This is a genomic window from Flavobacterium crocinum, from assembly GCF_003122385.1.
Lineage (GTDB): Bacteria > Bacteroidota > Bacteroidia > Flavobacteriales > Flavobacteriaceae > Flavobacterium > Flavobacterium crocinum.
The window spans coordinates 4,857,611-4,872,536 of record NZ_CP029255.1 but is presented as its reverse complement, the minus strand read 5'-3'; the positions used below and the strand labels follow the sequence as shown (position 1 = coordinate 4,872,536).

Below are 14,926 nucleotides of genomic sequence, written 5' to 3'. Positions count from 1 at the left end.
AAAACTAATCCAAGAACTGAATACTAAAAATCTGAACACTGAATACCAATCTAAATCTTGAAACCAAAAATTAACTAAAAAATAAAAATATAGTGTTAAGTAAGAAAACTTTAATCCCTGTTTTACTCTTTTCGTGTCTGTCTGCGAGCAGTCAGATTTCGTTTGGAGATTCGAAGAAAATTAATGACAATTGGAAATTTAATCTTCAGGATGTTTCCGAGGCTAAAAATGCTTCTTTTGATGATACTAAATGGCAGAATGTAAATGTGCCGCACGACTGGAGTGTGAAAGGACAATTGAGTCCAACTCTCGCAAGTTGTCAGGGATATTTACCGGGTGGAATTGCCTGGTATAGAAAATCAATTAATATTCCTCAGAGTAAATCGGGCGAAAAAGTGTATTTGTATTTTGAAGGAGTTTACAATAGAAGTGAAGTTTTTATCAACGGAAAATCATTAGGAAAACGTCCAAATGGCTATATTTCTTTTGCTTATGATGCAACACCTTTCGTAAAGTTTGGTGGAGAAAACACCATTTCCGTTCGTGTAGATCACAGTCAAAGTGCTGATTCAAGATGGTACACTGGTTCTGGAATTTATAGAAATGTATGGTTGGTTTATGCCAATCCTGTTCATATTGCACAATGGGGAGTTTATGCTTATCCGGAAGTAAAAAAAGGAGCAGGAACTCTCAATGTTGAAGTTGAAGTGGAAAATGGTTCTTCTTCTAAATCATCTGTGACTGTTGTAAATGAATTGTTTTCGAAAGACGGAAAATCTGTTGGTAAGACCTCTTCTAAGGTTGAAGTTGCAGGGAATCAAAACGGAAAAATTTCGACTAAAATCAATGTTAAGAATCCACAGTTATGGGATTTAGACAATCCGAATTTATATCAGTTAAAAACAACCGTTTTACAAGACGGAAAAGAAATCGATAAAACAGTAACTCAAACAGGTTTTAGAAACTTTACATTCGATCCAAATAATGGTTTTGCTCTTAACGGAAAATGGATGAAAATGAAGGGAGTTTGTTTACATCATGATGCCGGAGTATTAGGATCAGCAGTTCCAAGAGAAGTTTGGAAAACAAGATTGCAGACATTGAAGGAAATTGGTGTAAATGCAATCCGTACGAGTCATAATCCGCAGGCGCCGGATTTCTATGAACTTTGCGATGAATTAGGATTATTAGTTTTAAACGAAGCTTATGACGAATGGGAATTCCCAAAACGTAAATGGTTAGAAGGATGGAATTACGGAACTCCGGGATTTGAGGGTTCTTTTGATATTTTTGCTGACTGGGCAGAGAAAGACTTGGAAGATTTTGTTCGTCGTGACAGAAACCACCTTTCTGTATTTGGATGGAGTATTGGTAATGAAGTAGATTATCCAAACGACCCTTATTCTCATCCTGTTTTAGATAAAGGAAAAGACGGTTTTGGACAAGCAGCTTATGGAGGTTATAAGCCAGATGCACCAGATGCGATGCGACTTGGGGCAATAGCAAAACGATTGGTGGCAGCAGTTAAAAAATATGATAAATCACGCCCGACAACGGCAGGTTTAGCTGGAGTTGCGATGTCTAATGAAACAGAATATCCGGGCGCTTTAGACATTACAGGATACAACTATACAGAAAGTAAATACCAGACAGATCACGCTAAATACCCAAAAAGGGTAATTTACGGAAGTGAAAATGTTCACGATATGGAACCTTGGTTAGCTGTAAAAAACAACAAACATATTTTCGGCCAATTCCTGTGGACAGGTATCGATTATTTAGGAGAATCAGGAAGATGGCCTTCAAGAGGATTTTATTCCGGTTTAGTTGATTTTGCCGGCGTAATTAAGCCAAGAGGATATTTCCGTCAGTCATTATGGTCAGATAAACCAATGGCGTATTTAGGAACATATCCTTTAGTAAATGAGAAAGATATTTCTAAAGATGCATGGGCAATCTGGAATTATGAAAACGGACAAAAAATCCGTGTGGTTTGTTATACCAATGCAGCAAAAGCACGTTTAGAACTGAACGGAAAAGTGGTTGGAGAAACTAAATTATATGATGAAAAAACAGGAATCATTTACTGGGATATTCCGTTTGCTTCAGGTAAATTGGAAGCAGTTGGTTTAGATGCAACCGATAAAGAAGTGAGCCGTTATGCAATCAATTCAACACAACAGCCAGTTGAATTGACAATTGCAGAGAAAAACATCACAATCAGCAAAGAGAAAGGTGTAGCAAAAATCATGGTTCAGGTTAAAGACCAAAACGGACTTCCGGTAATGCTTTCAGACAATGAAGTTACTTGTACAATCAGTGGACCAGGAACATTATTAGGATTGGAAGCTGGAAATAACAGTGATATGACTGATTATACTGATAATGTGCAGAGAGTTTTCCACGGACATATTGCAGCGTATATTCAGGCAAAAGGAGATTCGACAGAACCTATCAAAGTTAAATTCACGAGTCAATGGTTAAAACCGGTTGAGGTAACAATTAATGTGAAATAATAATTTTCTCATAAGAGTGCTTCTCTAAGGATATGAAAATGAAATTTATCCCATTGTATCAAGTAATTGATAAAAAAACAATGGGATAATTTTTTTTCATTATATTTAAAGTGTAAAATATACACATAAACCACAAAACAATGAAAAAAACTAACTTACTAGCCATTATGATGGGAACGTTTTTCCTGTCAGTTGTATCTACCGCACAAACCAAACCATTTCAAAAAGAAGAATTCAAACAATGGGCGCAAACGCCGCCAATGGGCTGGAACAGCTGGGATTGCTACGGTCCAACAGTTGAAGAACATGAAGTAAAAGCCAACGCAGATTATATGGCAAAAGAGCTAAAGAAATTTGGCTGGGAATATGTCGTAGTGGATATCCGATGGTTTGTTGAAAATGACAAAGCAGGTGGATACAATCAAACAGACCCTCGTTATGTTATCGATCAGTATGGGAGATATCTTCCGGCAGTAAACCGATTTCCTTCGGCAAAAGATGGGCAAGGTTTTAAACCGTTAGCCGATTATATTCATAAAAAAGGATTGAAATTTGGAATTCACATCATGCGTGGTATTCCGAAAAAAGCGGTTGAAGAAAAAATGCCGATTAAAGGAACAAACGGAATTACAGCAGATCAGATCTATTCAACAGCATTGCAATGCGAATGGTTGAGAGATAATTATACAGTTGTAGCTGATAAACCGGGAGCTCAGGAATATTATAATTCTATTTTCGAATTGTACGCACAATGGGGAGTAGATTTTATTAAAATTGATGACTTATCGAGACCTTATCATGAAGGCGAAATCAATTTAATTAGAAATGCGATTGACCATTGCGGACGCAAAATTGTATTGAGTACTTCGCCAGGAGAAACACCAATTTCTGCAGCACAGCACGTAAGTACAAATGCTAATATGTGGCGTATGGTTGATGATGTTTGGGATACTTGGCCACATATCACACATTTAATGGATGTAGCACAAAAATGGTATCCGTACATCGCACCGGGAACATGGCCAGATTGTGATATGATTCCGTTAGGACGTATTTCGATTAGAGGAGAACGCGGCAACGACAGAATGACCCGTTTAACAAAAGAGGAACAATATACTTTAATTACGTTTTTTAATATCTTCAAATCGCCATTGTTTTTTGGTGGGGATTTACCAAGCAATGATGCTTTCACTTTATCATTATTGACGAATAAAGAAGTTGTAAAAATGCATAACGAGAGCACGGCTGTAAAACAACTTTTCCAGAAAGACGGAAAGATTGCAGTGACTTCAAAAAATGCAAAAGACGGAAGTGTTTATTTGGCGCTATTCAATATTTCGGATAAAGACTCACAAAAAGTATATGTAAATCTTTCAGAGCTTGGAATTTCAGGTGCAGTTGAAGTTTTAAATATGTGGACAGGCGAAAAATCTAAAACAACTTCAAAAGAAATTGGAGCCGATTTAAAACCGCATAGTTCAGTTCTGTATCAATTAAAAAGCAAAAAATAATGAAAAGGTTTTTGCTTGATAACGGTTTAAAACTGATTCTGTCTTTCCTTATTATTTTTGGAATGTCTGGATTTAATATCAAAACAAATGATAAAAATCCAGATAAAGTGTATTTGTTTGCTTACTCTACTGTAAAAAATAATGGAAAAAACGGACTTCATTTTGCATGGAGTACAGATCAGAAAAACTGGTTTGCGATTGGTCCTGAATTCAGTTTCCTAAAATCAGACTTTGGAAGCTGGGGGCCAACGGGAAAAAGCATGTCAGAAGCTTTTTTAGTTAAAGATAATACTGGGATTTTTCATTGTTTTTGGAGTGTTAGAGATAATGTTTTTGCTCATTCAGAAAGTAAGGATTTGATCAATTGGGGAAGACAAAATTATATTCAGGGAATGAAAAATTTTGTTGGAAAAAGCGAAGATAAATCGGTAATTCTAAATGTTCAGGTAAGTCAGAAAGAAGGTCAGTATCTGGTTCACTTTAGCGAAAGCGGAAAAAATTATTATACTGCCACAAAAGACTTTCAAAATTATACTCCTGCTGTAATTGATGCTAGTGCTTCTGCATTAAAATTAAGAAGTGAAATTAAAATTCAAGGCGAAGTTTTACAAGGAACGATACATGAGGTTAACTGGAGTTTGGTTGACAACATGATTAAAAACATGGAATCGGTCAAGTTTAGGGATAAACAAAACAATACTTCTCCTAAAAGTGATAGTCTGTTATTTTTGGGTTTAAAACCGGTTAAAGCCGAAATTAAAATAAACGGTCAGGAATCCAAAAAAATCAGTAATATGCTAACGGGTGTTTTTTTTGAAGATATCAATTATGCAGCAGATGGCGGTTTATATGGAGAATTGATTCAGAATCGTGATTTCGAATATTCACTCCATGATAAAAAAGGAAGAGATGAAAAATGGAATGCTTCAATGGCTTGGAGCGGGAATTTTAAAATTGAAAAAGAGAATCCAATTCATGCTAATAATCCTAATTATGCTGTAATTTCAAAAGGAAGTATTAGTAATTCTGGTTTTGACGGAATTGCACTTAAAGCGAATGAAAAATATGATTTTAATGTTTTTGCCAAAGGAACAAAAGCAGTTGTAAGTCTAAAATCGGCAAACGGAGAAATTTTAGCGGAAGCGGCATTTACTCCGTCAAATTCATGGAAGAAATTTAATCTGGTTTTAAAACCTTTAAAAACAGTAAATGATGCTCATTTAGAAATTAGCACCAACGGAGAAACTGCTGTTGATATGGTTTCGCTTTTTCCGCAGCAAACATTTAAAAACCGTAAAAACGGACTTCGTGCAGATTTAGCAGAAACAATTGCTGACATGCATCCAAAATTTGTACGTTTTCCAGGCGGTTGTGTTGCACATGGAGATGGATTGCATAATATTTATAAATGGAAAAACACCATTGGTCCGCTTGAAAGCCGAATTGGGATGCGAAATATTTGGGGATATCATCAATCAATGGGATTGGGGTATTTTGAGTATTTTCAGTTTTGTGAAGACTTAGGTGCGGCGCCTGTTCCGGTTTTAGCTGCTGGTGTACCTTGCCAAAATTCATCTGATGGAGGTTCCGGACAGCAATTTGGAATTCCGATGGAAGACATGGACGAATATGTGCAGGATGTTTTGGATTTAATTGAATATGCCAATGGAAGTGTGAATACAGTTTGGGGTAAAAAACGTGCTGAAGCGGGTCATCCAAAACCTTTCAATCTAAAATATGTCGGGATTGGAAATGAAGATTTAATCAGCGATGTTTTTGAAGAACGTTATAGAATGATCGTAAAAGCAGTACAGCAAAAATATCCTGAGATTATGATTATCGGTACTGTCGGGCCATTTTTTGAGGGAACAGATTATAGAGAAGGATGGAGAATTGCTGATGATTTGAAACTGCCACTTGTTGATGAACATTATTACCAATCGCCGGGCTGGTTTATCAATAATCAGGATTTTTATGACAGTTATGATCGTTCAAAATCTAAAGTGTATCTGGGAGAATATGCTTCATGGGGAAATAAATTTTATAATGCTTTAGCAGAAGCTTTATATCTTACGGGAATCGAACGTAATGGAGATGTTGTCTCAATGGCTTCTTACGCGCCATTATTGGCAAGAGAAAAACATACACAATGGAATCCGGATCTCATTTATTTCAATGGAAATGAAGTAAAACCGACTGTGAATTATTTCGTTCAAAAACTTTACGGTCAGAATCCGGGCGATATTTATTTGGAGAGAACTATAAAAGCTTCGGATAATGCTGAGGTTAATAAACGCATTGGAGTATCTGTTGTTAAAGAAAGTAGTTCGGGAGATTTGATTATAAAATTGGTTAATGTACTTCCAGTTGCGGTTACGCCATCAATTGAAATCGCTAATTTGGCTACAACTGAAAATGCAAGTTATACGGTATTAGCGGGAAATCCGGAAAAAACAGATGCCAGACCCATAACTCAAAATGTTACTGTTAAAGAAGCATTTTCAAAAGAATTACCGCCATATTCTTTTACTGTGATTCGTATTAAAACCAAAAAATAAACTATTGTATTATTTTCGAAAATACAACAGCAATAAACTTTTTATAAAATGAAAAAATTAAAATTTAGTCTTGTAGTCTTGTTATTGACTTCAACTTTTTTACAAGCACAGGATAAAGCAAAAGGAATTCCGCCTGCAGTGGCAGAAAAAGATTTAACAGCTTATTTATTCGTATATTTTATTGGAAACAAAGTCGAAGAAGAAGCGGTTAATTATGCCGTAAGTCAAGATGGATATCACTATTATAGTCTTAACGGCAACAAACCTGTTATAGACAGTAAAGCAATAAGTTCTACAGGAGGTGTTCGTGATCCGCATATATTACGTGGAGAAGATGGCAAAACATTTTATATGGTTTTGACCGACATGACTTCTTCAAAAGGCTGGGACAGTAATCGTGCAATGGTTTTATTAAAAAGTACCGATTTAGTAAATTGGAAAAGCAGTATAGTGAATATCCAGACTACATTTCCAGGAAACGAAAACTTAAAAAGAGTTTGGGCACCTCAGACTATTTATGATGCAAAAGCTGGAAAATATATGATTTATTTCAGTATGCAGCATGCTGGAGGACCTGACAAGATTTATTATGCTTACGCCAATAAAGATTTTACAGCTTTAGAAAGTGAGCCGAAATTATTGTTTGTTCCGAAATCTGGAAGAGCTTGTATTGATGGCGATATTATCGAAAAAGATGGTGTTTATCACCTATTCTATAAAACCGAAACAGAAAAAGCAGGAATTAAAGTAGCAACAACAACCGATCTAACTTCAGGAAAATGGACGGAAAATGATAATTACCTGCAGCAGACCAAAGACGGAGTAGAAGGATCAAGTGTTTTTAAACTGAACAATTCAGATGAATATATTTTGATGTATGATGTTTACACAAAAGGAAGATATCAGTTTACGAAAACCAAAGATTTAGAAAACTTTACGGTTATTGATAACGATATTTCAATGGATTTTAATCCGCGTCACGGAACTATTTTGCCCATAACACGTTCTGAATTGAAAAGAATTACAGACAAATGGGGAACACCTGAAAAATTTCCAAAAGTAAATCACAATCCGGTTTTGGAAGGTTATTATGCCGATCCTGAAATCTTGTATTCAAATAAAACAAAGAAATATTATATCTATCCGACAAGCGATGGATTTGACAGTTGGTCTGGTTATTATTTTAAAACGTTTTCATCAGATAATTTAACAGACTGGAAAGACGAAGGCGTAATTCTTGATCTTAAAAAAGATGTTTCTTGGGGAAATAGAAATGCCTGGGCACCTTGTATTGTGGAGAAAAAGATAAAAGGAAAATATAAATATTTCTACTATTTCACAGCAGCACAAAAAGTAGGTGTAGCAGTTTCAGATAACCCAACCGGACCTTTTAAAGACAGCGGAAAAGCACTTATATCTGAAAGACCTCAGGAAATAAAGGATGGACAAGAAATTGATCCTGATGTTTTTACAGATCCTAAAACAGGCAAAAGTTATTTGTACTGGGGAAATATGTATATGGCTGTAGCCGAGTTAAATCCGGATATGGTTTCGTTAAAACCAAATACTCAAAAAATAATAGCTGTAAATAATTCTTTCCGTGAAGGAACTTATGTGATTTACAGAAACGGAAAATATTATTTCTTTTGGAGTGAAGACGATACCAGAAGTCCGAAATACAAAGTAAGATACGGAATTTCAAATTCTCCGATTGGACCGTTAGAAATTCCAGAGAATAATATTGTTATTCAAGGAAAACCAGAAGAAGGGATTTATGCAACAGGGCACAATTCCGTATTACAAATTCCAAACAAAGAGGATTGGTATATTGTTTACCATAGATTCTCTTATCCAACCGGAATAAAAATGGGTAATGCAGGAGGTTTTCACCGCGAAGTATGCATCGATAAATTAGAATTTAATGCTGATGGAACTATTAAGCAGGTTGTTCCAACTCATAAAGGAATAGAAAGCTTAAAATAAGTTTTTTAGTAGTTCAGAATTCAAAGCCAATTTCTTAATAGAAATTGGCTTTTTTTTATCTAAATGCTTTTGCATAATTTTATTAGCTATAATAAAGTTTTAAATATTTGATTATTAGTACTTTATTTTTGTTTAAATTTACAAATCGAAAAATAAAAAGGATTTTTTTTTAGTTAAATCACATATCTGCACCAATTTTCCTTTTAGTATTACCTGCCTTTTTAAATCAGTGTATTAGGAATACAATTGTCACTTATCAATTGTTTTTTTTCGTTCAAGCAATAATTTTTTTAGAATTCTGCTCAGTCAAAAGAGTCAAGAATTTGTTTCTCTGTTTTTTTATTTCTGTTATAATTTAAAATTGTTAATTCTAATAATTCAATCTTATGAAGAATAAATTACTTTGCATATTTATATTTTTAGGGAGTTTTACCATTTATTCTCAAGTTGGAATAGGTACGCCAGTACCTAATGCTTCTTCACAGTTAGAAATTACAGCAACTAATCGGGGGGTGTTAATTCCAAGAATAAGTTTAAACAGTTCAACGGATACATCAACGATTACTAGCGGAAACGTCAATAGTTTACTAGTATTTAATACTGCAACAGTTTCAGATATAAAGCCAGGGTATTACTATTGGTTTGATAATAAATGGAATCGAATTGTAGTGTCAGGAGAAACAACTGTGCCAGCTGGATCTGTTATTTACAATTCTGTTAATCAGACTTTTTCATATATCGATAATTCGGGAAATTCTCAAATAATTGAGTTTAGTACAATTGTAAAAGCTAATGAAACGATAACCACCCAGATTCAAAATACCAGTACAGGAGCAATAACCTATACAAATGAAGCAGGAAATTCAACTATATCTCAAGTGGTAAGTGCTAATACTGGGAATTTGCTTAAGGTGGGAAGTGATGGAGGAGCGATGTTAGATGCTTCTGCGATTCCAGTTGGATCTACGACTGTTTCTAATGCTTCAACTACCAATACTTCCACAATTACGGTCAATGGAGTAACTAGTTCGGGTGCACCGATTATCAATAGTAATGAAATTTCTTTAACTGGATCAAGCCTGACTACAGCTGTAAACGGAGTTTCAAGTACAGCTTTGGATTTGACACCTGCAGTTTCAGCAGGAACTACAAATAATTTAAGCCTGTCCGGAAACACTTTGACATCAAATGTAAACGGCAAGACTGCAACATCAGATGCAGTAAGTGGAGTTTCTAATGCATCAACAGGAAATACGGCAACAATTACAGTAAACGGAATCACAAGCACAGGTGCACCGATTGTTAATTTAAATGAAACTTCATTATCGGGAACAAGTCTGACTACAACCGTAAACGGAGTTGCGAGTGCAGCTTTGGATCTGTCTCCGGCAATTACAGCATCACAGATTGTTACCAATCTTGAACAAGCCACAACTACCGGCGTGATTACTTATACAAATGAAGGAGGAATTGTTCAGACCGCAAATGTAACAAGCGCCAATACAGGAAATATTCTGACAGTTGGAACTGACGGAGGTTCTTTATTTACGCCAACATCACTTGCAGACGCAACTTCTGTTTCAAATGCTTCAACAGGAAATACAACAACTGTGACTGTGAACGGAAAAACAAGCACAGGCGCACCGATTGTCAATTTAAATGAAACATCATTATCAGGAACAAGTCTGACTACAACTGTAAACGGAGTTGCAAGTACAGCTTTGGATTTGTCTCCGGCAATTACAGCAGGAACTACAAATAATTTAAGCCTGTCCGGAAACACTTTGACATCAAATGTAAACGGCAAGACTGCAACATCAGATGCAGTAAGTGGCGTTTCTAATGCATCAACAGGAAATATGGCAACAATTACAGTAAACGGAATCACAAGTTCAGGTGCACCGATTGTCAGTTTAAACGAAACGTCATTATCAGGAACAAGTCTGACTACAACCGTAAACGGAGTTGCGAGTACAGCTTTGGATCTGTCTCCGGCAATTACAGCATCACAGATTGTTACCAATCTTGAACAAGCCACAACTACCGGCGTGATTACTTATACAAATGAAGGAGGAATTGTTCAGACCGCAAATGTAACAAGCGCCAATACAGGAAATATTCTGACAGTTGGAACTGACGGAGGTTCTTTATTTACGCCAACATCACTTGCAGATGCAACTTCTGTTTCAAATGCGTCAACAGGAAATACGGCAACTATTACCGTCAACGGAAAAACAAGCACAGGTGCACCGATTGTCAATTTAAATGAAACTTCATTATCAGGAACAAGTCTGACTACAACCGTAAACGGAGTTGCAAGTACAGCTTTGGATTTGGCTCCCGCAATTACAGCAGGAACTACAAATAATTTAAGCCTGTCCGGAAATACTTTGACATCAAATGTAAACGGTGTTTCTTCAACTTCTGATGCTGTTAGCGCTGTTGCAAATACAAGCGCTGTTAATACTTTGACCACCTCTGTTAACGGAATTGCAGGAACTGGTGTAGATATAATCAACAGCAATACCTTAACAGCTACAAACGGCAATTTAGTATCAACAGTAAATGGTGTAGCAACAACACCAGCAGTTCCTGTATTAATTACAGCGGATAATGGATTAACAGTTACTAATGGCAATGTTCAATTAACAGGAAGTTTAATAAAGCCAACTATAATAACTACAGATGTTACCAATACATTTGCATTTGCAGGTTTACAAACAGGAAATTCAACAACTGATAATTTTGTAGTAGCCACTTCAACAGGTGTATTGCGTACTGTAACTCCTGCCACAGCAAATTTTTGGAGAACGACAGGAAACGGAGGAACAGATTCTGCAGTGAATTTTTTAGGAACTACGGATGGACAACCTTTAATGTTTAAAATTAACAATGTAAAAGCTGGAATGTTGTCTCAAAGTGGTACCACAGCTTTTGGACTTAGAGCATTGTCAAATTCGGTAGGCACTAATAATACAGCTTTTGGGCATAATACTTTAACGAGTACAGCAAGCGGAACTGGTAATGTTGCTATGGGCTATAGAGCCTTAGAAGTTAATACAGGGAATTTTAATACTGCAATTGGAGTAGGAGCACTACTAGTTAAAACTACAGGTAATCAAAATATTGCAATAGGTAATTCTGCTCTTGGTGTTTTAACTTCAGGAACAGGTAATACAGTTTTAGGTTATCAAGCCGGGATGAACGTGACATCAGGAAATCAAAATATTATTATAGGAAATACTGTAGATCTTTTTCCACTTACTCCTTCAACAGTTGGAAATAACCGATTAAATATTGGAAATGCTATTTTCGGCACAGGAGTTAATAATCTTTCCACCTCTGCTAAAGCTTCAAAAATTGGTATTAATATAGATACGCCAACCAATACGCTTCATGTTTCACCTCAAACTATTGGAACCGATGACCCGGTTCGAATTGATGGACTTAGGGCAGGAATAGCAACAAATAATTTAGTTGTTGCTGATGCCAATGGAGTTTTAAAAATAATAGCTCCAAGCGACTTAGTTACTGTCAGTAGTGTTTCAAATACATCAACCGGAAATATCCTGAATACAAAAGTAAATAATGTGACTGGAAACAATGTCAATATCATCAATTTAAATGAAACTTCATTATCGGGAACAAGTCTGATTACAACCGTAAACGGAGTTGCCAGTACAGCTTTGGATCTGGCTCCGGCAATTACGGTATCACAGACTGTTACTAATCTGGAACAGGCAACCTCTACCGGAGTGATTACTTATACGAATGAAGGAGGAACTGCCCAGACTGCAAATGTGACAAGCGTCAATACAGGAAATATTCTGACTGTTGGAACTGACGGAGGTTCTTTATTGACACCAACATCACTTGCAGACGCAACTTCTGTTTCAAATGCTTCAACGGGAAATACAACAACTGTGACTGTGAACGGAAAAACAAGCACAGGCGCAACGATTATCAACAGCAATACTTTAACAGCCACAAACGGAAATTTAGTATCAACAGTAAATGGCGTAGCAACAACACCTGTGGTTCCAGTATTAATTACAGCAGATAATGGTTTGACAGTGACCAATGGTAATGTACAATTAGGAGGAAGTTTAATAAAACCCACTACAATTACCACTGATGCCACCAACACTTTGACAATTTCAAATCTTCAAACAGGTGGTATAACAGACGATATATTAGTTGCTGATACTGATGGTGTATTAAAAAAAGTTTCTTCAAATTTATTAACAAATAACTGGAGCGTGAAAGGTAATGCTGGAACTGATTCTGGTACTAATTTCATTGGAACAACCGATGATAAGTCTCTAATGTTTAAGTTAAACAATGAGGTATCTGGGATGCTGACCACCGTTACTGATGGTTCTAACACTTCATTTGGATACTATTCATTTGCAAACCCCGATATAGCGGGAGGAGGCCAGTCTAATTCGGCATTTGGTACTTTTGCTTTACAGGCTAATACAACAGGACAGGTAAATACTGCTGTAGGAAAGGCTGCGCTTCAAAGCAATACTACGGGAGTAACAAATACTGCTGTAGGGGCGAATTCAATATCCAATAATTTAACAGGAATTGATAATACTGCATTAGGAGTAAATGCTTTATATAGCGTAGCGGCAGGCAATGGCAATACTGCCGTTGGTGTATTAAGCGGATTTGATATTGTCGGAAATTATAATACACTATTGGGGTTAAATGCTGGTCATAAAATTGCTGTAGGAAATAGTAATATTGTTATTGGAGCGAGATCAACAGAAGATCTAAATGTTTCAACCCCAGTCGCAAACAACGAACTAAATATAGGGAATACCTTGTTTGGAACTGGAGTAAACGGCGTAACTGGAGGAACAGCAGGAAGAATTGGTGTTAATACAAATGCACCAACAGCCACTTTGGATATAAATGGGGAAGCTAGAGTTCGCACACTGCCTACAGTTGTTGCACCCACAACAGATAATCTGGTAACAACAGACAGCAATGGAAATTTACATCAAAGAACAGTAGCGGATGCTGTTGGTACTATTGGTTGGTTAATATCAGGAAATACAGGTACAGATTCAGCAGCTAATTTTTTAGGTACTACAGATGATCAGCTTTTAATTTTCAAAGTTAAAGGTACAAACTCTGGTATGATTAGCACAGATACCAAAGGCAAGACCAATACTTCTTTAGGATATAGAACCCTTTCCAATTGGCTAACTACTGCGGTTGTGCAGCAAGGCTCTGAAAATACAGCTTTCGGATACAATGCATTAGCTGTAGGCGGTACTGTCAGCGATAATACAGCTATAGGCTATGCAGCACTAAGTAAAGTAGCGGGAAGTTCTTTTGCTGGCAATACAGCGGTTGGTGCTCTGGCGCTCGGAAATGCTAATAGTACCACTCTTTTAGGACGAAATACAGCTGTAGGTTACCTATCTCTCGGAGATAACACCTCAGGGTCCTATAATACAGGTTTGGGTGCAAGTTCGCTGAATCATAATTTAACAGGAGGATACAATACGGCATTAGGCAATCTTACACTTCAAAATAATTCTACAGGAAATTATAATGTGGCGATTGGGGATAGTGCAGGTATTATTACTACTACAGGCAGCAGCAACATACTAATTGGCGGAGGAGCTTCATCCATTAATATAAATACATCTGCAGCGGCAATCAGCAATGAAATGAACATTGGCAACACTTTGTTTGGAACAGGCGTAAATGGTGTAGCAGGAGGAACTGCAGGCAGAATAGGTGTTAACACGAATGCGCCAACAGCCACTTTGGATATTAATGGAGCTGCCCGTGTACGTACTTTGCCAGCAGGTTTACCAACAGACAATATCGTTACCGCTGATGCAAGTGGTAATTTAAGAACCATTTCTTCAGTAAGTAGTATTGCAGTCACGATGAATATTGTGAGAAAAACGGCTGATTATACTGTAGATCCTGCAACAGATAATGTGATATTAATAGATGCAGCTTCGAATAATGTTGTCTTGACAGTTCCTTCTGGTGTAGCTGTGGGAAGAGTATTTACTATTAAGCGTGTTGACAGTTTTTCAGCAAACGCGGTTACTATCACATTTGCAGGTGCAAGTGCTGCGGTTAATGAAACAGATACTTCCATTTCAGTTGATATCAGAACAGCTTACCAGATTATTACTGATGGAAGCGATAAATGGCAAACTATTTCAAAGTTCTAATAAGGGATTAGTGTCCCGTAAGGTTGGTAATCTGCTGATTTATAAATTTTAAGCATCTAACGCCTCTAAATGGTTTTGCATATTCTGATAGCAGAAAATACATTCCCTCCTTTAAAATACATCTTTAAAATATTATTTGTCTGTAATTA

General features: G+C 36.5%; 5 protein-coding genes. All 5 read left to right on the top strand.

The window, feature by feature from the left end; translation table 11 throughout:
* Positions 1 to 92 precede the first annotated feature (92 nt).
* The 5 genes from HYN56_RS20790 to HYN56_RS20770 all read left to right on the top strand — a co-directional run bounded on the left by HYN56_RS20790 (position 93) and on the right by HYN56_RS20770 (position 14,777).
* Positions 93 to 2,516: a sugar-binding domain-containing protein gene (locus HYN56_RS20790; RefSeq protein WP_109193943.1), complete on the top strand. Its 2,424-nt coding sequence runs from the start codon at positions 93 to 95 to the stop codon at positions 2,514 to 2,516.
* A 140-nt stretch (positions 2,517 to 2,656) separates the two neighbouring features.
* Entirely contained in the window at positions 2,657 to 4,027 is a 1,371-nt protein-coding gene (locus HYN56_RS20785) for a glycoside hydrolase family 27 protein (protein ID WP_109193942.1), read from the top strand.
* The gene (locus HYN56_RS20780; RefSeq protein ID WP_109193941.1) at positions 4,027 to 6,585 is read left to right on the top strand and encodes an alpha-L-arabinofuranosidase C-terminal domain-containing protein; all 2,559 of its coding nucleotides are present in this window, start codon (positions 4,027 to 4,029) and stop codon (positions 6,583 to 6,585) included. Before HYN56_RS20785 ends, HYN56_RS20780 begins: the two co-directional genes overlap by 1 nt.
* 48 nt (positions 6,586 to 6,633) lie before the next feature.
* Positions 6,634 to 8,568, top strand: a complete 1,935-nt coding sequence (locus HYN56_RS20775) for a family 43 glycosylhydrolase (protein ID WP_109193940.1) — start codon at positions 6,634 to 6,636, stop codon at positions 8,566 to 8,568.
* Between the two features lie 386 nt (positions 8,569 to 8,954).
* On the top strand, positions 8,955 to 14,777 hold the full coding sequence (locus HYN56_RS20770) for a beta strand repeat-containing protein (protein WP_109193939.1): 5,823 nt from the start codon (positions 8,955 to 8,957) through the stop codon (positions 14,775 to 14,777).
* Positions 14,778 to 14,926 lie beyond the last annotated feature (149 nt).